The following is a 21,924-nucleotide window of genomic DNA, read 5'->3' as shown; positions in this document are numbered from 1 at the left end:
CACACAAACCAGGCCCGTGAGCCGTTACGGTGTAGCTGGACTCTTCAACCCCGCACAGGAGCATCGTCATGACCACTTACGAGCAACGCCCGGAAGACGAGGACGACACCGCAGGTAGCCAAGGCCAGGCCGAACGCCTGACCAGGAAGGTCACCGAATCGGCGCAGCAGGTCTGGCTGGCCGGCCTGGGTGCGCTGTCGCGCGCGCAGGCCGAGGGCAGCAAGCTGTTCGACACGCTGGTCAAGGAAGGCCAGACCATGGAAGCCCGCTCACGCGAGCAGTCCAGCAAGGGCGAAAGTCTGCGCGATACGGTGGAGAACACCTTGGGCCAGGCCCGCGAGCGCGCCGCCGGCACCTGGGACCGGGTCGAGAAATCGTTTGAGGACCGGGTGCACAGCGTGCTGCGGCGCCTGGATGTGCCTTCCCGCTCCGACCTGGAGGCGCTGAACGACCGCCTGGACGCCCTCAATCGCCGCCTCACCCGCGCCGAAAGCCGCGCAACGCACAGCGAGCAGCATGCTGAAGACCAGTAATGTTGCAAAGCAGCATTAGTTGCGTGAGAATCCTTGAACCCGCCAGCAGTACCGCGCCGTAAGTCTCCCTCCCCTCACGGCACCGGATGGCGGGTTTTTCATGCCCCCTTTCCGGCTGGGCGGTCTGTTGTTGCTGCCAGCAACACCGGGGCGCGCGATAATCCAGCCCCCTCGGGGCCGCCGATGCCAACACCCCTGCGGCCATTGAAACTGCTGGAGGCACCATGCACACCCCACTCCCCGAAGCCGCTGCTGGCACCCAGACCCGGCACGCCCTGCACGGCCAATACCCGCGCGCCGAAACCGCGGACGACTTCCGCCGCAACCTGGCCCTGGTTCATGAACGCATCGCCGCTGCCTGCCAACGCGTGGGCCGCGACCCTGCCAGCGTGCGCCTGCTGCCGGTCAGCAAGACCATCGACGAGGCGCATATCCGCCAGGCCTATCAGGCCGGTTGCCGCTTGCTGGGCGAGAACAAGGTGCAGGAAGCTCACCATAAATGGGAGGCCATGCAGGATCTGGGTGACCTGCAGTGGTCGGTCATCGGCCACCTGCAGACCAACAAGGCCAAACTGGTAGCGCGCTTCGCAAGCGAGTTCCAGGCACTGGACAGCCTGCGCCTGGCACAGACGCTGGAGCGCCGCCTGCAGTCCGAAGGCCGCTCGCTGGACGTATTCGTACAGGTCAACACCTCCAACGAAGCCAGCAAGTACGGCCTGGCCCCCGACGAGGTTGCCGACTTCCTGCAGGCGCTGCCGCGCTCTGGTGCGCTGAGGGTGCGTGGTCTGATGACGCTGGCGCTTTTTTCGGCCCAGCCCGAGCAGGTGCGCGCCTGTTTTGTGCGCCTGCGTGAATTGCGCGAGCGCCTGCGCCAGCACGCACCGGACGGCATGCAGTTGGACGAGCTGTCGATGGGCATGTCGGGTGACTTCGAGATCGCCATCGAAGAAGGCGCCACCGTGGTGCGTGTCGGCCAGGCGATTTTCGGTGCGCGCACGGTGCCGGACAGTCACTACTGGCCGGTTGGCACGTCAGCGGAATAATTGGTCTAGATCGCTCAAAAAAGGCGACCTCATCCGATCCTTACAGTCGTCAGTGCAGATAGACTGAGTCTCTTCCATAAGCTTCCCAGGTATGTCGATGTTCTCGTGGATTCTGGCCCTGGTACTTGCATTGCTCTTGTGGGGCCTGGCGTCGGCGTACCTGTGGTTGGTCGCCCGTCGCAGCACCGAACGCCAGCATGGTCTGGCTGCGCTGGCAGGGATGCGCTGGCGTGAGTTTTCGCGGATCGTGCATCAGGCCATGGCCGAGCAGCGCGACCTGCATCCGCTGACGGATGAAGAAGACAATGACCGCGGCACCAGCAGCGATTTCCTGCTTCAGCGCGGCGGCCAACGCTGGCTGGTGTCGTGCAAGCATGGCCGCGCCTATCGTTTCGACGCCGGCGCGATCCACGAACTGGCCTCGGCGATCAGCCTCACCGGTGCGGTTGGCGGCCTGCTGATCACCGAAGGCCATGTCGAACGTGACGGCCTGGCCGAGGCCGAAAAGCATTCCATCGAAGTCATTGACGGGCGTCAGCTCTGGCAACTGCTGAAGCCCTACATGCCTATCGATGTAAGCGACACGGTGACCGGCATCGCGCGCCGCGAAGCGGTCCGCCACACCGGCATCGCCGGCCTGGCCGCAGTCACGCTGGGCCTGTTGGTAGGCATGGGCTACATGACCCTGAGCAGTGATCCGCCCGCAGCCGAACCGGTCGCGCCAGCGCCCGCCGCACCGGCCAGCAGCACGCCGGCAGACACCGGCCACCCGCAACCTGCCGCGGAAGCCGCCAAACAGCACAGCAGCCCGTCGACGACGGCAGATCCTGCCGACCTGGTGCAGGACCCGGACCCAGCCACCTTGCTGCGTTACCAGCAATCCGTGTCCAAGGCCTTGGCCAGCACCACGGGTGTGGTCAGCGGCATCTGGCTGACCCGCTCCACCCTGTCGGTGGAACGCAGTGGCGAGGATGCGCAGGTGTGGCCCTTGATCTGCAAGCAGCTTGAGCGCTACCCGGCCCTGCGCACCACCCGCGTGCAGCTCAACCCCCGCCCCGGCGTTGATGAGCCGGTGCGCTGGCGCCAGTGCAGCACGATTTAAAAACGGCTTCAGCTCGGCCGCGCCGCTGGCGCGGCCAGGTAGCTGGTCAACAGAGCTGATCCATCAACGGACCCGTTTCAGCGGGTAGCAGTCAGCGCGAGCCTGGCGCGAAGCGCGCGATCAGGTCGTAGGCGTCACCCAGGAACATCTGCCGCACCCAGGTGATGGGCAGTTCACCGCGCCAGGTCTGGCGGTCGATGACCAGACACGCAGTGCCCACCGGCACTTTCAGCAGGGTTGCTTCATCGGCGTTGGCCGCAACGGCGCTGATCCGGTGCTGGCCGCGTGTCCACGACACGTTCTGCAGCAGCCAGCTGCCCGGCGCATGGATGGAAAAATCCACCTTCAGCGTTTCCGGCACCGCCTCGGGATTGATCAGGCGGCGTTCGAGTGCCAACGGCTTGCCGTCGGCGAGATGCAGGCAGCGTATCGCCAGCAGTTTGCCCTCACCCACCAGTTGCAGCTCTTCGGCCGCGGTTTCCCTGGCCTTGCGATGTGCGCGCTCCAGCAGCTGAAAACCGTACTCGTGGCCGCGGTCGGTGACCGCCACCTCGATATCCGGGATCTCCAGCGCCACCTGCTCCAGATGCGGCGGCTGCCGTGCCACGAACGAACCGGCACGGCGGCGGCGCTCGATCATGCCGCTCTCCGCCAATGCGGTAAGCACCTTGTTCACCGTCATCCGCGAGCAGCCGTACTGCTCCATCAGCTCGTGCTCGAACGGAATACGGAAGCCGGGCTCCCATTCGCCACTGAGGATGCGGCTTTCTATCTCACTGCGGATGCGGTGATTGAGGGTGGGAGCTTTTTTGCCCTTCACTCGGGTTTCCTGAAAGAGACGGCGCGCGCCGATGCGAACCTTACGCCAGTATCCGCGCCAATGCGGCACGGTAACGCGTGGTGATCGCATCGCGGTTCACGTGGCGACCGTCGCGGACCAAGGCCCGCCCGTTGCGCCAGACACTGCGAAGTGCGCCATTACGTGCGGCGAACAGCCAGCTGTCAAGCAAGGCGTCGCCTGTGCGGCCCAGCAACGCCGAGTGCTGGCGGTCCAGCTCCAGCAGGTCGGCACTGGCCCCAACGCTCAGTCCCGCCTGCACGCCCAATGCCTGCGCAGCCCCTTCGCCGGCCTGCTGGAACAACCAGCGGCCGCTGGACAACCCACCCGGCGACAATACATTGCGCCCGCGCAGTTGCAGGCGCTGGCCGTATTCGAGCAGGCGCAGCTCCTCGGCCGCATCAATCAGCACATTGGAATCCGAACCCACCCCGAAACGCCCGCCCACCCGCACGAACTCGCGCATCGGGAACAGCCCGTCGCCCAGATTGGCTTCGGTGATCGGGCACAGGCCGACCACGGCGCCGCTATCGGCTATCCGCTGGACCTCGGCGTCAATGACATGGGTGGCATGCACCAGGCACCAGCGCGGGTCGACGGCGGTATTGGCATACAGCCATTCCACCGGGCGCTGCCCGCTCCAGGCCAGGCAGGCGTCCACTTCACGGGTCTGCTCGGCGATATGGATGTGGATCGGCCCCGGGGCCATGGCCACCAGTGCCTGCAATTGCTGCGGCGTGCAGGCACGCAGGCTGTGTGGCGCCACGCCCAGCACGGCGTCCGGCGTTGTCGCCAAGGCCCGCCGGCAGCCCTCCAGCAGCTCGGCAAAGCCATCGATATCGTGCAGAAACCGCCGCTGCGCAGGCGTTGCTGCGGCGCCGCCAAAATCGCTGTGGGCATAGAACACCGGCAGCAGGGTCAGGCCCAGGCCGGTTTCGTCGGCCGCCGCTGCCACCCGCGCGGCCATTTCCGCATGATCGGCATAACGGCGGCCATCCTCGGCGTGATGCAGATAGTGGAATTCACCGACGCGGGTGAAACCGCTCTCCAGCATTTCCATATAGGCCTGCGCGGCGATGGCCTGGAACGTGTCCGGATCCAGGCGGTCCAGGAACCGGTACATCAGCTCACGCCAACTCCAGAAGCTGTCGCCCGACCGCCCGCCCACCTCGGTAAGCCCGGCCATCGCGCGCTGGAAGGCGTGGCTGTGCAGATTGCCCAGCCCCGCCACCACCACGTCCAGACGCTGCGCCTGGCCATCCCAGGCTTCGCCGGTGGTCACTGCGGTGATGCGGCCGGCGACGCTGTCGATGCGTACATCCTGTGCCCAGCCCTGCGGCAAGAGCGCATGGGCAGCGTGGAAACGGACAGATGGGGTCGGTTTGATCGTTGTCACTGGACACTCTCCGATGGACGCCGTTATTGTATATACAAATAAGCACGGAGAGGGGCTATGCGCTGCGAAACGCTCTGGCACAACGCCAACCTGATGACCCTGGATGACGCCGCCGGCGGGCTTGGCACGGTCGCGGACGGCATCATCGCCGCCAGCGATGGCCGCATCCTGTACGCCGGCCCGGCAACGGGTGCCCCTGTATTTGAAGCGGGCGAGCGCATCGACTGCAACGGCCGCTGGATCAGCCCGGGCCTGATCGACTGCCATACGCATCTGGTCTACGCCGGCAACCGCGCCGGCGAATTCGAGCAGCGCCTGCAGGGCGTGAGCTACGCGCAGATCGCCAAGGCCGGCGGCGGTATCGTCGCCACCGTCAGCGCCACCCGCCAGGCCGACGAGGCGGCACTGATCAAGGCCAGCCTGCGGCGCCTCGATGCCATGCTGGCCGAGGGCGTCACCACCATCGAAATCAAGTCCGGTTACGGGCTTGCGCTAGCCGATGAGCGCAAGCAGCTGCGCGTGGCGCGCGAGTTGGGCGTGCTGCGCAACGTCGAAGTGGTACCCACTTTCCTCGGTGCGCATGCGGTACCGCCAGGTCACGAAGCGCAGGCTTACATCAATGAAGTCTGCGCGGTGATGATCCCGGCCATCGCTGCCGAAGGGCTGGCCGAAGCAGTCGACATATTCTGCGAGAACATCGCCTTTTCCCCGGCGCAGGCACAGCAGGTTTTCGAGGCCGCCAAGCAGCACGGCCTGGCCATCAAGATCCACGCCGAGCAGCTGTCCAACCAACACGGCGCGGAGCTGGCCGCAAAGCATGGCGCGCTGTCCGCCGATCATATCGAGCACCTGGACCAGGCCGGCATCGACGCCATGCGCGCGGCAGGCACGGTTGCCGTGCTGCTGCCCGGTGCCTATTACTTCACCCGCGAGACCGTATTGCCGCCCATCCAGGCCCTGCGCGATGCCGGCGTGCCGATGGCCCTGGCCACCGACAGCAACCCGGGCACCTCGCCACTGACCAGCCCACTGCTGGCAATGAACATGGGCGCCACCTTGTTCCGCATGACGGTAAGCGAGTGCATCGCCGGCTTCACCCGCGAAGCGGCGCGCGCGCTGGGACGCACCGAACGTCTCGGCAAGCTCGCCGCCGGCATGGAGTGCGACCTCGCCATCTGGGACATCGACGCGCCTGCCGATCTGGTCTATCGCATCGGCTTCAACCCCCTGCATGCCCGCGTGTATCGCGGGCAAACCATCTGAACAACGCACTGCTGGAGCACGCATGAGCACTACCTTGACCCTCCTCCCCGGCCACGTCCCGTTGGCACAATGGCGGCAGATCTATCGCGGCGCCGATGTGCGCCTGGATGCATCTGCACAGGCCGCAGTTCTGCGCAGCGCACAGGTGGTGGATGCCATTGTCGCCAAGGGCGAGCCGGTCTACGGCATCAATACCGGCTTCGGCAAACTGGCCAGCGTCCGCATCGAGCGCGAGGACCTGCAGACCCTGCAGCGCAATATCGTGCTGTCGCACGCGGCCGGCGTTGGCGAGCCGATGCCGGCCAACGTGGTGCGGCTGATGATGGCGCTGAAGCTGACCAGCCTGGCCCAGGGCGCATCGGGCATACGCCCGCAGACCTTGGCCCTGCTGGAAGCCATGCTGCAGAAGGACGTGGTGCCGGTGGTGCCGTGCCAGGGTTCGGTCGGCGCTTCCGGCGACCTGGCACCGCTGTCGCATCTGGCCAGCGTGATGATCGGCGTGGGCGAAGCCTTTGTTGGCGGCGTGCGCATGTCGGCCGAAGCGGCGTTCAAGCAGGCCGGGTTGCAGCCGCTGGTGCTGGGTGCGAAGGAAGGCCTGGCCCTGCTCAATGGCACCCAGTATTCCACCGCCTATGCCCTGGCAGGACTGTTCGAGATTGAAGTGGTCTTCCAGGCTGCGCTGGTTACCGGCGCGCTGTCGGTGGAGGCCGCCAAGGGCTCGGATACGCCGTTCGACCCGCGCATCCACAGCATCCGTGGCCAACGTGGACAGATCGCAACCGCCGCCGTCCTGCGCGAGCTGATGCAGGGCTCAGCCATCCGCGAATCGCATCGCGACAACGACGTACGCGTGCAGGACCCCTATTGCCTGCGCTGCCAGCCACAGGTGATGGGCGCGGCGTTGGACATCATGCGCCAGGCCGCGAGCACGCTGGAAATCGAAGCCAATGGTGTCTCCGACAACCCGCTGGTGTTCACTGATACCGGCGAAGCGCTGAGCGGCGGCAACTTCCACGCCGAACCGGTGGCATTTGCGGCCGACATGCTGGCGATGGCGATCTGCGAGATCGGCTCGATCAGCGAACGCCGCACGGCAATGCTGGTGGACCCGGCGCTGTCCGGCCTGCCCGCCTTCCTGACCCCGAAGCCGGGCTTGAATTCGGGCTTCATGATTCCGCAGGTCACCGCTGCAGCGCTGGTCTCCGAGAACAAGCAGCGTGCATACCCGGCAAGCGTGGATTCGATCCCGACCTCGGCCAATCAGGAAGACCATGTATCAATGGCCGCGCATGGCGCACGTCGTTTGATTGCAATGGCCGAGAATGCCGCCAATGTGATTGGTATCGAGCTGCTCGCTGCCGGCCAGGGCTGTGATTTCCATGCCCCGCTGCGTTCGAGTTCGGCACTGGAGCAGGTGCGTTCGGTCTTGCGTGCGCAGGTGCCAACCTTGGTGGACGATCGCTACTTCCATCCGGACATGCTTGCTGCCACTGCGTTGGTGCTTGCTGGTGCATTGACGGCTGGTTTGGGCGTGCGGCTGCCTGGCGTAGAAACAAACGACAACGCCTGACGGAAGCATATGCAGCGCTGGCCAAAAGCAGCCGTGTCATCCCCTCTCTCGCCTGCGGGAGAGGAGACAGTACGCAGCGCTTCAATCTGTCAGAACACGCACGCCCGACAGCAAGTCGTGAACCTGTCCCTTCTCCCGCCTGCGGGAGAGGCGACAGCACGCAGCGCTGCAATCTGTCAGACCACGCACGCCCGACAGCAAGTCGTGAACCTGTCCCTTCTCCCGCCTGCGGGAGAAGGTGGCGCGAAGCGACGGATGAGGGGAGCTTTTCAGCGTCATCGCGAAGAGCGCCCTCACCTGCCCTTCGGGCATCCTCTCCCGCTTGCGGGAGAGGCGACAGCACGCAGCGCTGCAATCTGTCAGACCACGCACGCCCGGCAGCAAGTCGTGAACCTGCCCCTTCTCCCGCCTGCGGGAGAAGGTGGCGCGAAGCGACGGATGAGGGGAGCTTTTCAGCGTCATCGCGAAGAGCGCCCTCACCTGCCCTTCGGGCATCCTCTCCCGCTTGCGGGAGAGGCGAAAGCGCGCATTGCTGCAATCTGTCAGACCACGCACGCCCGACAGCAAGTCGTGAACCTGTCCCTTCTCCCGTTTGCGGGAGAAGGTGGCGCGAAGCGACGGACGATGAGAGCTTTTCAGCATCATCGCGAAGAGCGCCCTCACCTACCTTCCGGGCATCCTCTCCCGCATGCGGGAAAGGCCAAAGCCGGCCGCACTGCAATCTTTGAGAGCAGAAAAAACCCCGCCCTGCCCCCAGGAATCCCCATGACAAACTTCCCTGACTGGCTGCAGATCCACCGTGGCCAAGCTCCCTTGATCGTCAGCTTCCCGCATACCGGGACCGAGCTGCCGGCCTCGCACGTCGACCATTTCGTTTCGCCGTGGCTGGCACGGCGCGACGCCGACTGGTGGGTGCACGAACTCTACGCCTTCGCCAAGGCGCTGGGCGCCACCACGGTGCGCACTGCAATCTCGCGCTCACTGATCGACGTAAACCGCGATCCGTCCGGCGCCACGCTCTACCCGGGCCAGAACACCACCGGCCTGTGCCCGTTGACGACATTCGACAATCAGCCCCTGTATCGCCCCGGCCATGAACCCGACGACGCTGAAATCCAGCACCGCAGACAGACCTGGTTCGATCCCTACCACGCCGCGCTGGCCAACGAAATCCAACGCCTGCGCGCGCAGCACGAAACCGTGGTGGTCTACGACGCGCATTCGATCCGTTCCTTGATCCCGCATCTGTTCGACGGCGAGTTGCCGCAGTTCAATATCGGCAGTGCCGGCCCCAGCGGTGCGCCCGATACCTCCTGCGACAACGCACTCACCGACGTGGTCGAGAACCTGTGCGCGCTGAGCGGTATGAGCCACGTCCGCAACGGCCGCTTCAAGGGCGGCTGGATCACCCGCCACTACAGCGACACCGCCAGCGGCGTGCACACGCTGCAGATGGAACTGGGCTGCCGCGGCTATATGCACGAACCCGCACCGGCGGACGTGGACGAGCACAGCTGGCCCACGCCGTACGACCCCGAACACGCCGCCCCCGTCCGCAACACCTTGCAACAAGTGCTTGGCGCCTGCCTGGAATTTGCTACCCGGAGAAATGCATGACCCGTCACGACCCCACCCGCAATCCGCGCGCACCGCGCGGCAATACGCTCAACTGCAAGTCCTGGCAGACCGAAGCGCCGTTCCGCATGCTGCAGAACAACCTTGATGCCGAGGTCGCCGAAGACCCGACATCGCTGGTCGTCTACGGCGGCATCGGCCGTGCCGCGCGCGACTGGGAGAGCTACGACAAGATCCTGGAGACGCTCAAGCGCCTGGACGACAACCAGACCCTGCTGGTGCAATCGGGCAAGCCGGTTGGCGTGTTCCCCACCCATCCGGATGCGCCGCGCGTACTGATCGCCAACTCCAACCTGGTGCCGCACTGGGCCAACTGGGAGCACTTCAACGAGCTCGATAAGAAGGGCTTGATGATGTACGGGCAGATGACCGCCGGCAGCTGGATCTATATCGGCAGCCAGGGCATCGTCCAGGGCACCTACGAAACCTTCGTCGAGATGGGCCGCCAGCACTACGGTGGCAGCCTCACCGGCAAATGGATCCTCACTGCTGGTCTGGGCGGCATGGGCGGCGCCCAGCCGTTGGCCGCGTCGTTGGCAGGTGCCAGCAGCCTGACCATCGAATGCCGCCAGAGCAGCATCGACTTCCGCCTGCGCACCCGCTATGTCGACGAGCAGGCCAGCGATATCGACGACGCGCTTGCGCGCATCGCCAAATACACCGCCGCCGGCCAGGCCAAGTCGATTGCCCTGCTCGGCAACGCCGCCGAAATTCTGCCGGAGCTGGTACGCCGCGGCGTGCGACCGGACTGCGTCACCGACCAGACCAGCGCCCACGATCCGGTGCATGGCTATCTGCCGATAGGCTGGAGCGTGGAGCAGTGGCTGGCAGAACAACAGGCCAATCCGGAGACCGTCCGCGATGCCGCCAAGGCGGCCATGCGCGTGCACGTGGAGGCCATGCTTGCCTTCCACGCCGCCGGCATTCCCACCGTTGACTACGGCAACAACATCCGCCAGATGGCTTTCGACGAGGGCCTGAAGAACGCCTTCGATTTCCCCGGTTTCGTGCCCGCCTATGTCCGCCCGCTGTTCTGCCGTGGCATCGGCCCGTTCCGCTGGGTAGCACTGAGCGGCGACCCGGAAGACATCTACAAGACCGACGCCAAGGTCAAGGAAATCATCGCCGATGATCCCAACCTGCACCGTTGGCTGGACATGGCGCGCGAACGCATCGCCTTCCAGGGTCTGCCGGCGCGCATCTGCTGGGTCGGCCTGGGCCTGCGTCACAAGCTGGGCCTGGCCTTCAACGAAATGGTGCGCAATGGCGAGCTGAGTGCACCGGTGGTGATCGGCCGCGATCACCTGGACAGCGGCAGCGTGGCCTCGCCCAACCGCGAGACCGAGTCCATGAAGGACGGCTCCGATGCGGTTTCCGATTGGCCGCTGCTCAACGCCATGCTCAATGTCGCCGGTGGCGCCACCTGGGTGAGCCTGCACCATGGCGGCGGCGTGGGCATGGGCTACTCACAGCATTCCGGCGTGGTCATCGTCTGCGATGGCAGTGAAGCGGCAGATCAGCGCATCGCACGCGTGTTGTGGAACGATCCGGGTACCGGCGTGATGCGTCACGCCGATGCCGGCTATGACATCGCAATCGATTGCGCCAAGGAAAAGAACCTGGACCTGCCCGGCATCATTGGCTGATTGGAATCACCGCAATTGCAGACACAACGGGCAGGCTTGGCGCCTGCCCGTTCTGCGTTCTGCACTAGCGCAAAGGCTTGCGGGCCAGCACGCTCACGATCGGCTACTGGTGAGCGCATAGCGGCCACCGCCGGTGACAACCAGCAACAGCAGACCGCTGATGATGGACAGGTTTTTCAGGAACTGCAGCAGGTTCATTGCTCTGTCGGCACCTTGCATTGTCCAGAACGGATGGCCCATGCAACTTGCACACAGTACGAATACCGCGAGCAACAAAGCCAAGGGCCGCACCCACAGACCCAGAATCAGGGCGATACCCACGCCAAGCTCCATGGCAACAGAAACCGCCGCCGCGAGCTGTGGTACAGGAGCGTGCAGGGAAGCCAGGTAGCCAACGGTTCCCTGAAAGTCGGTCAACTTGCCAAAGCCCGAATACATGAACATCACCATCATCACGATGCGTACAAACAGAATCATTCCATCGCGGTTTCGTTCCACCAGCTTGTCCAACATGCCTTTGCTCCCAATCGCTGTACTGCGTGGCGGCCTAAGGCCGCCGTCCTTGAATGCGCCCCTGTGCGCACTCTCCACTCTGTCCGTCATGTCCAGCAAAAAAATCTGCTGTTGAAGACCAACTTCAATTTCCTTGGTCATCAAAGCATCGCTTGTTGGTGCTTCTTTTGCTGCGTGGCGCCTAAGTACATCTGCACAGCACCTCTTCATCTGAGGCTCTGCACAGACGCATGATGCCGCCATCATTGGTCGCCATGCATGAATTGGACGACCTCACATGCAGCTCACAAAACAACTGTATTGCGCAGCGTCGGCTCAAAGACAAACATCATCTGCAGCTTGTTGCAGGCCACGAAGCACAATCCATCGGCAGCGTCTTGATGCTGCCCGGACTCCGCAACAATTCACCACAGCTGCCGCAGCTGTACCTGCGGTATCGAGTGTACGGTCCAACCAGACAGCTGCTGCAGCATCGAGCCATCGGCTTTCCCGATGCGTGGAGTCACAGTTGATTGCGCATTGGCAGCATCATGACCTTGCGGCTGCGTTGAGCAAGGAGAGATGTCCTTTCTCGGCGTCCGCATCGTTTGTAGAACGGCAACAACAGACAGATTGATACTGCCCGCAAAACCACGCATCAAACGGCGAACAGACAAAGCCGACTGCTATGCGCATGGAAGCGTCGCTTCTGCGCCTACTTGCACAGGCGAACGATCCGAACGATCAGCCACCTGTAGATGGCAGGATCACGGCGACCTTGATTGCCATGCCCGCGGCGATACTGGCCCCCAATTTACGAGCGCCGTCTCTCAAGCATTACCGCCGATATCGCAGTTGCACAGGAAATGTCTCAAATCCTGTGATCGACGCGCACCCGTCGCGGCCAGCCATCGTTCCCGCAGGTCCCGCCCTTCAGCTGAACAAGGCCGATCCTCATCTGCCAGTCCCATCGGTGTTGCAGCCTGTAACCGGCCTCCACATCCTTCAAGCCGTACCCGCGTTAGAATCGCCCGGTAACCCACAATGAGATTTGCCATGCTGGATCAGGATGCCCTGCTGGCCCCGATTGCCGGACACGCGCCGACGGGTGAAGACCTGTCGTTCTCGTCCGAGTTTGATCGGATCATCGAAAACCGTCGTGCCGACGACCCTACCCTGGATCAGGGCGCGTGGCAGACCGACATCAAATATGCCGACTGGGGCAGCGTGCTACGCGACTGCAACCAGCTGCTGCAGACCCGCACCAAGGACCTGCGGCTGGCAGGTTGGTTGTGCGAGGCGGCGACGCAGCAGGAAGGCTTTCCCGGCCTGGCAGCCGGCTTCCGGGTCACCGCAGGCCTGTGCGAGCGCTATTGGGACGATGTCCATCCGATTGCACATGATGGCGACTATGAGGAGCGGATCGGCAACCTCAGCTGGCTGCTGACCAATACCTCGCAGTGGCTGCGGGCCATACCGATCACCTCGGCGCCGCAAGGCCGGTTCAGCCTGGCCGACTTCGAGCATGCACACGCCAGCAGCGGCGATCACGGCGATGGCCGCCCCAGCCTGGAACTGCTGGAGGCCGCGCGCCGCAGCACCTCGCACGACACCTATCGCCAGCTGGTGACGGCCCTGCCCGACTGCAGCTTGGCACTGGACCAGCTGCAGGCTGCGGTGGACAGCCGCCTTGGCATGGACGGCCCCAGTTTCAGTGCGGTACGCGAGCAACTGGATCACTTGCAGCGCACCGTCCGCCGCTTCGCGCGCGAGGCCGGCATGCTGCTGGACGGCGAAGTTGGCGATCCCGTTGAAGAGCCGGGCGAAACGTTTTTTGAAGCTGCCGCCAGTCCCGCCGAACCGGCCGTCAACAGCGCTCCGCGCAGCAACGGGGGCGCACCTGCCAGCCGCAAGGAAGCACTCGCACAGCTGCGCCAGGTAGCCGAATTCTTCCGCCGCACCGAGCCGCACAGCCCGGTCGCCTATCTGGCCGAGAAGGCTGCCAGCTGGGGCGAAATGCCGCTGCATGTCTGGCTCAAGCGCGTGATCAAGGACCACACCACGCTGGAGCAGATGGAAGAAATGCTGGATGTGAAACAGGACAACGACGGGCTTTAAGCCCGTCGTTTTTCTAGCCGCAACGGAATACTGCGGTTACTGGATCTTGAACTCGATACGGCGGTTGCGGGCGCGACCGTCGTTGCTGGTGTTGTCCGCCACCGGCTCATCCGGCCCCTTGCCCAGCACATCCATATGCGTGCTGGGAATGCCCTTGGCCATCATGTAGCTCTTCACCGCTGCGGCACGTGCGTGGCTCAAGGAGAGGTTGGACTCGCGCTGCCCGACATTGTCGGTATGGCCGATGATCAGGAAGCGGCTGTCCGGCATCTGCGCCATCTTGGCGACCATCTCATCAAGAATGCTCATGCCGAACGGCGTCAGCCTGGCGCTGCCACTCTGGAACTCGATGATGCGGTTGGCCAGGGTCTGGTCGAGCACGCCCTGTTGTGAGCCCACCTTCAATGCGTTGCTGACCGTATAGCTGGTATTGCTGGCCAGGCTGAGATCGCTGGCCACCTGCTGACGCAGGGCCTCGTTGGCGACCTCGCCGGTCACACGGACCGACTGTCCATTGACCTCCAGCTTGCCGGGCGACACGCGCTTCAGGCCGGTATTGATCATCCCGGCAACGTAGTCGCCCCAGTTGGGCGGTGTGGCAATGCTTTCCACCTGGATGCGGTCAACCACACGCTCGGCACCGTAAACCGCACGCAGGTTGCCCAGCAGCTTGGCCTTGGTGGCCTGATCCGGGACCACGCCTTCGATCACCACTGGTCGCTCGGCTGCGGGTACGGTTGCCGTGGGCGCTGGCGCTGCCGTCTGTGCGAAAGCAGGTGTTGCCGCCAACAGCAGCGCAGCGAGGTAATTCACTTTGAACAAATGCATCGTCAGGTTCCCAGGAAGGTCTCGCCAAACAGCCGACGCGCGGTGACCAATGCAAGATCGTCACGCTCAAGGAAGCTGCCGAAGCGGTTCAAGTTGTAGTCGCCGTGCAGGTAGTCATCCACCCACTCCGAATGCTGCAGGTGGATCAGGTAGTCGCCTGCTTCTGACGGATCCAACGCCGCGCGCAGCACCATGCGGTCGGCGCCGTTGAAACCGATCACCATATTGGGCTTGGCATCATTGCGGATCAGCACCGCCAGCTCGAAGTCACCGCGGCTGACGAAGCTGGAAATCAGATCCAGCCAGAACGCAGCCACCAGCGGCCGGTACGCCGGATCACGCACCAGCGGCAGTACGAGTGCCTTGTCGATATTCACTTCGCCGCCGCTCAGCACGGGTTGCAGCAGCAGGCCCAACGCCGGCAATACCTGTCGCAAGGCCACATCGCCATGGCCGGCCTCGCGCAGGCGCTGCTCGAAACTGGCGATGGTGGTGCTTTCCAGGAAGTCATGGAAACTAGCGTTGTAGTCCGCCGGATCGGTGCTGATGCTGAAGCGCGCGTCGGCAAGCTGGCTCAATGCCTGGGTGGCATCGGCGTCCTCATTGGCTTGCCGCGCCAGCCGTGCCAGTCCGGACCAGGCGTTGGACAGTGCCAACGGGCTACGGCCAATGAAAGGCAACGGCTCGGGAGCTTCCAGGCGCAATGCGGACAACAGCGGGAAACGCCGTTCCGAGGCATCGCGGCTGGCAAGGAAATGGCCACAGACCAGCATCTTGCTGCGCGATCCGAGAAACGCGTAGTTGATCTCCGGGGCTTCGTCGTAGCGTTGCTTCCAATCCGGGCTCTGGCTCAGCAGTTCCAGAGACTCGCCGGCCCAACGGTCCAGCCAGCCCAGCAGTTGGTGATTGTCGGCGGCACGCACGAAGTCGCCACGCGAGGGCACCTTTCCGAAATAGGAAACCCCGGCACTGACTATGCGGCTCATCGGCCACCTCCCGCTGCCTGCTGCGTCGCCGCAGGTGTGGCTGCAGGTACTGCCGCCGGCGCGGCAGTGGCTGCGGCGACAGGCGCGCCGCCTGCCACCTTCTCCGGCAACTGCAGGCCGCGCTGCCAATCACTGCCATCGGAGCCGGCACCGGCACGGCGCACAACCCGCATTTCCACGGTAACCGCGACGCCGTTTCCTTCCCAGGTGATGCGGCTGGAATCATCAAGACGCTCGTACTGGCCTTCGGACATCAAGCGCTTGAAGCCATTGGAGCCCGGCGCATTGAACACCTCCACGGTGCGCCCATCGCCGGTCACTGCCGAGATCTTCACCCCGGGGATCTGCCCTGCGTTCGGGTACTGCATGGTGGTCCACTGCGGCGGCGTGTTGCGGTAGCGCAGCTGCTGGCCATCGATCTCGATGGTGTATTCCACCGCACCGGTCGCCGGCGATGGCAACAGTTCGAAGATGGTAGTGTCCTGGGCAGCACCGGCGGCAGCGCCGCTCACCCAGTTGCCGTAGTTGGCAACCAGCTCTGCCGACAGATTGACGCCGATCCCGGCCCAACGACGCGCTTCCAGCAAGGGGCCACGCTGGATGACCAGTGCACCCATCGCATCCTTGTTGAAGTTGGCGATGCTGCCGCTGGCGCCGAAAATGGCACCGATGTCGCTTGCGGCCGCATCCACGTCCGAGTTCAGGTTGAACGGATACTGCTGGCCGATGCGTGCCTTGAACGGATCATAGACCTGCGCCTTCCAGCTCTTGTTGACCTCGTCTTCGGTAGGCGGCACCAGGGCGGCAAACGTCTGCGTCAGCGGGCGCAGCAACAAGGGCCGCAGTGCTTCGCGCTGCTTTTCATCCAGGCCATTCAGCACCTGCTCGTCCACCAGCGCCAAAGCGACGCTCAACTCGGAGCCTTCATTGCTGAAGGTGTCCTGCATCAGCTTGCGTGCACCAACGCCGACATCACCCTGCGACTTGATGGCGTTCAAGCGCGCCCGCAGCTTGCCCAGCGTTTCGAAGTAAGCGGCAATCACCGCCGGCTGGTCGCCACGCGGCATGGTCAAGCGCGCAATGCCCTCAAACGCCTTGCCAATCGGCCCAACCGGCGCGGCGGCAGCCGCAGCGGCCGGATCCTTGCGCAGGATGGTGCGCTGGAACCAAGCCACGAAGCCCTTGCCGGATTTGCTGGAACGCGCCTGCGCGGGCGGATTGTCCCAGATGGTTTCTTCGTTGATCTTCTCCAGCAAGGTACGCAGCGGCGAGTTGCCGGCGTCGCCCAGACGGTTGATGCGCGCGGTGGCTTCATCAAACGTATTGAACTCGGCAATGCTCAGGCCCTGCACGAACTTGCCCCACTCACGCGCGTATTCCTGCTTGTACAAGGTGACAAGCTCGCGCGAGACGTGCTCCGGGCTACCCGCCAACGACAGATCGCTCTGCTCGGTGGTGCCCAGCACCCAGTCGGTGGTGCTCAGCTGGGTATTGGCCGCTTCCTTGATGGCGTCCTGCACATAGTCTTCCCATGCCTTGCGGCTGAACGCACCGGAGATGGCATAGCTGCCATTGATCAGGCGCGCATTGCGCTCCTCGCCTACCAGCCCGTCGACGGTTACCGTACCGAAGCGTGCGCCGGCACGTGCCTTGATCTGTGCGAATACGCGTTCCATCGCCGGCTGGCCCTTCATCACCTGCGACAGTGCTTGGCGCGAATCGGTGACCAGGGTGACCTTGTTCTGCACCTGCGGCCAGCCCGGCTTGCCAGCCTGCGCCACGTAGAACGTCATCAGCTTCTCGGCAGCCCGCACCATTTCCTCGCGGCTCATCTGGCCACGGTTGGCCTCCAGCCAGCTACGCCAGAACAGCGTCAGCTGCTGCGACAGATGCGCGCCTTCCACATACTTGGGGTTGCCCAGCATCAGATAGGTCTTGAGCGCGTTGTACGCATCGTTGGTGCTGGTGGGCGACGCGTTTTGATACAGCGTCTCGCTTTCCGCTGCCGAGGCGTTGGCCTGGCCGAGCTTGTCGCGTTCGGCAACCACCTGGCCCAGATAGTTCTCAAGATTGGAGACAGTCGGCGCCAGCATCACCTGCTGCATGCCATGGTTGTACTCGCGCAGCAGCTTCTCGCGGATGGCATCGCCCTGGTACAGACCCAGACTGGTTGTGATGCCACCGTCCTTCTTGTAGCGGTCAAGCTGCTCCATCCGGTCCTGCAACAGCAGCAATGCGTCCACCCGCGATTTCAGATCCATGCGGTCCTTCTGGATGCGCACGGCCTGGTCGAGATCCTTGGTGGCATTGGCTACCAACTGCGCATTGGTCGTATACGACCAGGTCCACAGGCCCAGGCCCAGCGCCAGCACACCCACCGCGCCAAGGAACACGCCATAGCGCAGGCGATTCTGGTGCGGGCTTGCGTACTGCCGCACCAGCCCGCGGTCGGCGAAGATCACCTTGCGGAACAAATCCTTGAGGAAGAACGCGGTCTGCCCGCTCGGTGCCTCGTCCACATTGGAGCCGCGTTGCAGGCCAAACTGGCGGCCAACGCGCTCGGAAGCGTGATGCACCGAGCGCCCTTCCTGCAGCGCGCTGCTGAAATAGAAACCACGAAACACCGGCTTGAACTGGTACGGGTTGTCTTCAAACAACGTGGCAATGAAGGTGCGCAAGGCCGGCTTGATACCGACAAACTCCAACGGCAGCGACAGCAGCCCCGGCGACACATCGCGCCCGCGCTGCATTGCCATATGCGTCAGGCTCATTTCCTTGATGCCTTCGGCCAGCTCATCAAAGTGCGTATCGAAGGCGGTCAGCGCATCGCTCTGCTGCTGCACGTCCGCGGGCAAGGTGGCGCCCCACACGTTCTCGCGCTCGCCCGGATCAAGGTTGCCAAAGAACTCGCTGAAGCCAGCAATGAGATCGGCCTTGGTGAACAGCACGTACACCGGCGCGAACACTTCCAACTGCTCGGTCACCTCCTGCACGCGCTGGCGCAGGTTCTTGGCCAGCTCCATCGCAAATTCCGGCTTGCTGCCAGATAGCTCGGCGATGCTGACCGCGATGATCACACCGTTGATGGGTGCACGTGGCCGGTTCTTCTTCAGCAAGCCGAGGAAGGTGAGCCATTCCATGCGGTCTTCGGTGCTTACCGAATAGCGACCGGCCGTATCCAGCACGATGCCATTGGTAGTGAAATACCAATCGCAGTTGCGGGTGCCGCCAATGCCCTGGATGACGTTACTGCGATTGTCCTCGAACGGGAACTGCAGGCCCGAGTTGAGGATGGCCGTGCTCTTGCCTGCGGCAGGGTTGCCGATGATCACGTACCACGGCAACTCGTACAGCGCGGCATTGCCCTTGAGCATGCCCATCCGCGACGACTTGATCTGCTTCACCGCATCCAGCATGCGCTTGCGCAAAGCCTCAGTATCGGCACGTTGCGAGGGCTGCGCATTGGCCACGGCCTTGTCCGCTTCGCCCTGCACCATCGCCTCGACGCGCCGTGCTGCCCGCCGCGCCATGATCCGCTTTATGATCCAGACGATCAACGCAACCAGCAACAACGCCGCCAGTACGATTGCCGCCCAGATGCCGATCTGCCTGGCCTCCGCCTCGCCATACTTGGCCAGCCCAGCGGCGCCGATAAGACCGATCACCATCCATAGGCGATAGTCGCGCAGGTAGTAGCTGAAATTGCTCAAACTCATGCAGGAATCCAGGGTTTAGTTGACTGCTGGCATTTCAGCCACCAAGGTCGGGGAAGGAAGCGGTTCTACGAGGCCAAACAGACGTTGTTGCGCATCGGCAACACCCAGCAACAGCACCGGCTCGGACTGCCGCTGCAATTGCGCATACGCCAATGCGAGCTGGGCGACCGGCAACACCGGGCCCAACTCACCAGAACACAACGCCAGAGCAAGGCTTTGTGAACTGAAGTCCAGATCCGGATTGATCGCAGCGGTTACCGCCGCGGTATCGACGATGGACTCTGGCCGCTGATCGGTGTCATGCAGCACGAACTGCACCCGCGAAGCATCCGCGAGCAGCGGCTGCAACCACTGCTGGGCTGCGGTTGCGAGTTGGCGACGGACTTCGGCCGGGCGGCTGCCATAGGCAGCGTCCAGCCGCTCAAGCTGCGGCCGCCACAAACGCCCGGCGCCTTCACCTGCAAGCGTGCGGCTGCACAACAGCACGCCCGCGGCGCCTTCGCCGGGTACGTAGCCATCGGCCTGCTGTGCACTTGCCAACAAGCCGCGTGCCATCCACGCGTTGATGACCGCGGCGTCGATGGACGAATAACAGGAAACCAGCAGGTGCCAGCGCGGCGAGCCGGAGCTCAAAGCATCAACAACACGCTGCAGATGCGCCCATACATCACCTGGGCGTTCAAATACGCTCACGCGCACATCAAACCTGCGCGCATCCAGGCCGGCCTGCACCGCCTGCTCCTGCAGCCACGCCCGCGCCCAGTGACGCAAACCGTCCGACCACTGCGGCGAAATGATCAGCTCGACACTGAGAATATTCTCAACCCGTTCTTCCTCGCGCCGACGAAGGCCGGCCACAACGACTTCTTCGCCAGCAACCACCGTCGGCATCACTGCATAGGCGGCATCCAGCAATTGCTCCAGCACAGGCTGCAACAACGCCATCGCCCGCCGCTCATGAGCCGCGGTATCGATATCGCCTTCGCGCTCGGACAGCACCGTCCATTCATCAAGCTCGGCAACGGCGCTGACGCGTATCGGAAGATTGTTGGCGTCGCGGAAACGACTATCCAGCTGCGGCCGTGGCGGCGCAGACGCAACCGCCAAAAGCGCATCGGCGCTCGCCGTTGCACCCAGGTGTACGGCCGCTGCGCTTATAGACACCGAAGGCGCAGCCTCGCCGAGCGGTGCCACCGCTGCGGAGGGCTTCGCTTCGCCACTCTCTGCCCCAGCTTCAACCGCCTTGTCCACGCCGCGCGCAAGCGCGCTGCGCAGCATATAGCCTGCGCCACTCAGGCCCACCGGCAATACGCCAAGATAGGCCAGCATCTGCATGCCGCTAGGGGTAGTACCACTGCTACGCCAGTACATGATGGCCGCCGCCCAGGTGGCGACAAAAACCATCACTACGCTCCCCGCGTTCTTCAACCATCCTGCCATCAGTCGCCGTGCTCCATGCCTGCTCCTGTACTGCGTGTCGCAATCAGCCCAACCCAGTGCTGCTCTGTGTTGCCATCAATGTGGCACCACACGCAGTGCGATCTCCGTCACGTGCAACCGGCTGCCCATCGATCACGACGGTAGCGTCACCACTGATGATTGAAGTTGCCCCGTGCACCGCACAGATTGCGCGGTCCCCAATGCGGGAAACTGCTTTGCCATTGACGTCGGTCTGGCCAGTGCCAGACACCACGCTACCGCCATGACTCAACTTGTCGCCGACAACGATAAACGGTCGTGCCATGCATCACGCTCCTTGATTCGCCGTGACCCGGCCTTTCCATCGCCCCTGTCCAACGGCGACCCGAGTCATCACCGGCTTACGATACCAGCACTTGTCGGCGCTTATAAGCCTTGCCGGCGCAGTTCATCACGCTTTGCGTTGCGTGCTGCCCTGCAGCGATCCGTCACTTCAACATGCACGTAGTCCTTCAGGCTGCGCCAATTGCCGCCCCAATCCAGCCCCGCCTGTTCAGCAAGTTCGCCATAGAGAAAATAGCCACGCCGGGTCCACGGATCTTCCATGTCCCATTGCAGACGCCCGTCACGAATTGGCGCGCTATCCACGCCCAACCCGTATTGATGGCAGCTCTGCCAGGCACCTGCACGGGTAGCCTTGCCGCCCGCCATCAACTCCGCCTGGCGCTCCGGGCTTCGATAGCCTTCGATCAACACCATCTCGTAACCATACTGGCGACGCATCACTTCGTAGATAGCCAGAACGCGTTGCTGCAGATCCGGATCAATCTGATTCCATTTGCGATCAGCTGTAACTATTTCTGGACGCAGGCGGCGTATCTCGGTGGTGGTGAACACTTCCGGCGGCGGCGCAGGCGGCGGCGTCAAACGCTCACCGCGCAACAATTGGGCAACCATCGAACCGGACTCGGCAAGATCATCACCACGGAAATCAGACAGCACCACGGTCTGCCGCGACATCAAAATCACCAATGGAGGAATGCTCAGCAAGGCTACCGCGATCGCCAGCACAGGCCAGTGACGGCGCAGCGAAGTACGCACACTCACAACTTCTTCACGAACCCCACTGCGCACGCGTGCAGCGCCCTGCCCCGCGCGGTCGCCCGCTCGCCCTGCGCGCTGCCGCGCCGCGGTCCAACGCGCCTGCAAGCGCGTAAACACTGGACCCAGGGACTCGGGAAACAACAACCCCCAACAGAGCAACGCGACCAGCAGCAACAGTACAATGGCTACAACGAGAATTACAGTCACCGGTCCTCCATGACGACCAAGCTGGTTG

General features: G+C 63.7%; 19 protein-coding genes. 9 read left to right on the top strand and 10 right to left on the bottom strand.

Features of this window, described 5'->3' with window-relative positions:
• Positions 1–68: 68 nt before the first annotated feature.
• The 3 genes from BCV67_RS18695 to BCV67_RS18685 all read left to right on the top strand — a co-directional run bounded on the left by BCV67_RS18695 (position 69) and on the right by BCV67_RS18685 (position 2,678).
• Positions 69–533, top strand: coding sequence for a phasin family protein (locus BCV67_RS18695; RefSeq protein ID WP_062167648.1), 465 nt, complete (start codon positions 69–71; stop codon positions 531–533).
• 224 nt (positions 534–757) lie between these two features.
• The gene (locus BCV67_RS18690; protein WP_062167650.1) at positions 758–1,576 is read left to right on the top strand and encodes a YggS family pyridoxal phosphate-dependent enzyme; all 819 of its coding nucleotides are present in this window, start codon (positions 758–760) and stop codon (positions 1,574–1,576) included.
• Between the two features lie 97 nt (positions 1,577–1,673).
• Positions 1,674–2,678, top strand: a complete 1,005-nt coding sequence (locus BCV67_RS18685; protein ID WP_062171555.1) for a restriction endonuclease — start codon at positions 1,674–1,676, stop codon at positions 2,676–2,678.
• Positions 2,679–2,769: 91 nt separating this feature from the next.
• Here the strand turns inward: BCV67_RS18685 and hutC are convergent, their stop codons facing one another.
• Positions 2,770–3,498, bottom strand: coding sequence for a histidine utilization repressor (gene hutC / locus BCV67_RS18680; protein WP_062167651.1), 729 nt, complete (start codon positions 3,496–3,498; stop codon positions 2,770–2,772).
• 40 nt (positions 3,499–3,538) lie between these two features.
• On the bottom strand, positions 3,539–4,903 hold the full coding sequence (locus BCV67_RS18675) for a formimidoylglutamate deiminase (protein ID WP_062171557.1): 1,365 nt from the start codon (positions 4,901–4,903) through the stop codon (positions 3,539–3,541).
• A 66-nt stretch (positions 4,904–4,969) separates the two neighbouring features.
• Here BCV67_RS18675 and hutI point away from each other — a divergent pair, with 66 nt between their 5' ends.
• Both hutI and hutH read left to right on the top strand, forming a co-directional pair.
• Positions 4,970–6,175 (top strand): imidazolonepropionase, encoded by a 1,206-nt coding sequence (gene hutI / locus BCV67_RS18670; RefSeq protein ID WP_062167652.1) that lies wholly within the window; start codon positions 4,970–4,972, stop codon positions 6,173–6,175.
• 22 nt (positions 6,176–6,197) lie between these two features.
• On the top strand, positions 6,198–7,745 hold the full coding sequence (gene hutH / locus BCV67_RS18665) for a histidine ammonia-lyase (RefSeq protein WP_062167653.1): 1,548 nt from the start codon (positions 6,198–6,200) through the stop codon (positions 7,743–7,745).
• 81 nt (positions 7,746–7,826) lie between these two features.
• Here the strand turns inward: hutH and BCV67_RS18660 are convergent, their stop codons facing one another.
• A complete protein-coding gene (locus BCV67_RS18660; protein ID WP_156455804.1) occupies positions 7,827–8,390 on the bottom strand; it encodes a hypothetical protein in 564 nt (187 codons plus the stop codon).
• A 120-nt stretch (positions 8,391–8,510) separates the two neighbouring features.
• Here BCV67_RS18660 and hutG point away from each other — a divergent pair, with 120 nt between their 5' ends.
• Both hutG and hutU read left to right on the top strand, forming a co-directional pair.
• Positions 8,511–9,362: an N-formylglutamate deformylase gene (gene hutG / locus BCV67_RS18655; protein ID WP_065868178.1), complete on the top strand. Its 852-nt coding sequence runs from the start codon at positions 8,511–8,513 to the stop codon at positions 9,360–9,362.
• On the top strand, positions 9,359–11,026 hold the full coding sequence (gene hutU, locus BCV67_RS18650; RefSeq protein ID WP_062167656.1) for a urocanate hydratase: 1,668 nt from the start codon (positions 9,359–9,361) through the stop codon (positions 11,024–11,026). The genes hutG and hutU overlap by 4 nt, the downstream gene beginning before the upstream one ends.
• Before the next feature lie 93 nt (positions 11,027–11,119).
• Here hutU and BCV67_RS18645 read toward each other — a convergent pair whose 3' ends face one another.
• Entirely contained in the window at positions 11,120–11,680 is a 561-nt protein-coding gene (locus BCV67_RS18645) for a DoxX family protein (RefSeq protein ID WP_197430092.1), read from the bottom strand.
• Between the two features lie 113 nt (positions 11,681–11,793).
• Between BCV67_RS18645 and BCV67_RS20285 the strand changes: the two genes are divergently transcribed.
• Together BCV67_RS20285 and tssA are read left to right on the top strand one after the other, a co-directional pair.
• Positions 11,794–12,051 (top strand): hypothetical protein, encoded by a 258-nt coding sequence (locus BCV67_RS20285; protein WP_156775327.1) that lies wholly within the window; start codon positions 11,794–11,796, stop codon positions 12,049–12,051.
• Positions 12,052–12,574: 523 nt separating this feature from the next.
• On the top strand, positions 12,575–13,636 hold the full coding sequence (gene tssA, locus BCV67_RS18640; RefSeq protein ID WP_062167657.1) for a type VI secretion system protein TssA: 1,062 nt from the start codon (positions 12,575–12,577) through the stop codon (positions 13,634–13,636).
• A 36-nt stretch (positions 13,637–13,672) separates the two neighbouring features.
• On the opposite strand, the gene BCV67_RS18635 is transcribed toward tssA, so the two are convergent.
• The 6 genes from BCV67_RS18635 to BCV67_RS18615 all read right to left on the bottom strand — a co-directional run bounded on the left by BCV67_RS18635 (position 13,673) and on the right by BCV67_RS18615 (position 21,896).
• Positions 13,673–14,464, bottom strand: coding sequence for an OmpA family protein (locus tag BCV67_RS18635; RefSeq protein WP_062167658.1), 792 nt, complete (start codon positions 14,462–14,464; stop codon positions 13,673–13,675).
• Between the two features lie 2 nt (positions 14,465–14,466).
• Complete coding sequence (tagF, locus tag BCV67_RS18630) at positions 14,467–15,450, bottom strand: type VI secretion system-associated protein TagF (RefSeq protein WP_062167659.1); 984 nt, start codon at positions 15,448–15,450, stop codon at positions 14,467–14,469.
• Complete coding sequence (gene tssM / locus BCV67_RS18625) at positions 15,447–19,166, bottom strand: type VI secretion system membrane subunit TssM (RefSeq protein ID WP_062167660.1); 3,720 nt, start codon at positions 19,164–19,166, stop codon at positions 15,447–15,449. Before tssM ends, tagF begins: the two co-directional genes overlap by 4 nt.
• 15 nt (positions 19,167–19,181) lie before the next feature.
• Positions 19,182–20,570 (bottom strand): hypothetical protein, encoded by a 1,389-nt coding sequence (locus BCV67_RS18620; RefSeq protein ID WP_065868177.1) that lies wholly within the window; start codon positions 20,568–20,570, stop codon positions 19,182–19,184.
• A gap of 79 nt (positions 20,571–20,649) precedes the next feature.
• Positions 20,650–20,910 carry a PAAR domain-containing protein gene (locus BCV67_RS19830; RefSeq protein ID WP_082746547.1) on the bottom strand — a complete coding sequence of 87 codons (261 nt, stop codon included), beginning with the start codon at positions 20,908–20,910 and terminating at the stop codon, positions 20,650–20,652.
• 101 nt (positions 20,911–21,011) lie between these two features.
• A complete protein-coding gene (locus BCV67_RS18615; protein WP_062167663.1) occupies positions 21,012–21,896 on the bottom strand; it encodes a M15 family metallopeptidase in 885 nt (294 codons plus the stop codon).
• Positions 21,897–21,924 lie beyond the last annotated feature (28 nt).

The organism is Stenotrophomonas nitritireducens (assembly GCF_001700965.1).
GTDB lineage: Bacteria > Pseudomonadota > Gammaproteobacteria > Xanthomonadales > Xanthomonadaceae > Stenotrophomonas > Stenotrophomonas nitritireducens_A.
This window is presented reverse-complemented; position numbering and strand designations above follow the sequence as displayed.

Excerpts from the sequence above, each read along its gene's own strand:
- BCV67_RS18620 (WP_065868177.1), bottom strand. The coding sequence starts at position 20,570 with ATGGTTTTTGTCGCCACCTGGGCGGCGGCCATCATGTACTGGCGTAGC.
- tagF (WP_062167659.1), bottom strand. The coding sequence starts at position 15,450 with ATGAGCCGCATAGTCAGTGCCGGGGTTTCCTATTTCGGAAAGGTGCCC.
- BCV67_RS18685 (WP_062171555.1), top strand. The coding sequence starts at position 1,674 with ATGTTCTCGTGGATTCTGGCCCTGGTACTTGCATTGCTCTTGTGGGGC.
- hutU (WP_062167656.1), top strand. The coding sequence starts at position 9,359 with ATGACCCGTCACGACCCCACCCGCAATCCGCGCGCACCGCGCGGCAAT.
- BCV67_RS18645 (WP_197430092.1), bottom strand. The coding sequence starts at position 11,680 with ATGACCAAGGAAATTGAAGTTGGTCTTCAACAGCAGATTTTTTTGCTG.
- hutI (WP_062167652.1), top strand. The coding sequence starts at position 4,970 with ATGCGCTGCGAAACGCTCTGGCACAACGCCAACCTGATGACCCTGGAT.
- hutG (WP_065868178.1), top strand. The coding sequence starts at position 8,511 with ATGACAAACTTCCCTGACTGGCTGCAGATCCACCGTGGCCAAGCTCCC.
- BCV67_RS19830 (WP_082746547.1), bottom strand. The coding sequence starts at position 20,910 with ATGGCACGACCGTTTATCGTTGTCGGCGACAAGTTGAGTCATGGCGGT.
- tssM (WP_062167660.1), bottom strand. The coding sequence starts at position 19,166 with ATGAGTTTGAGCAATTTCAGCTACTACCTGCGCGACTATCGCCTATGG.
- hutH (WP_062167653.1), top strand. The coding sequence starts at position 6,198 with ATGAGCACTACCTTGACCCTCCTCCCCGGCCACGTCCCGTTGGCACAA.
- BCV67_RS18660 (WP_156455804.1), bottom strand. The coding sequence starts at position 8,390 with ATGATGCTGAAAAGCTCTCATCGTCCGTCGCTTCGCGCCACCTTCTCC.
- BCV67_RS20285 (WP_156775327.1), top strand. The coding sequence starts at position 11,794 with ATGCATGAATTGGACGACCTCACATGCAGCTCACAAAACAACTGTATT.
- BCV67_RS18690 (WP_062167650.1), top strand. The coding sequence starts at position 758 with ATGCACACCCCACTCCCCGAAGCCGCTGCTGGCACCCAGACCCGGCAC.
- tssA (WP_062167657.1), top strand. The coding sequence starts at position 12,575 with ATGCTGGATCAGGATGCCCTGCTGGCCCCGATTGCCGGACACGCGCCG.
- BCV67_RS18635 (WP_062167658.1), bottom strand. The coding sequence starts at position 14,464 with ATGCATTTGTTCAAAGTGAATTACCTCGCTGCGCTGCTGTTGGCGGCA.
- BCV67_RS18695 (WP_062167648.1), top strand. The coding sequence starts at position 69 with ATGACCACTTACGAGCAACGCCCGGAAGACGAGGACGACACCGCAGGT.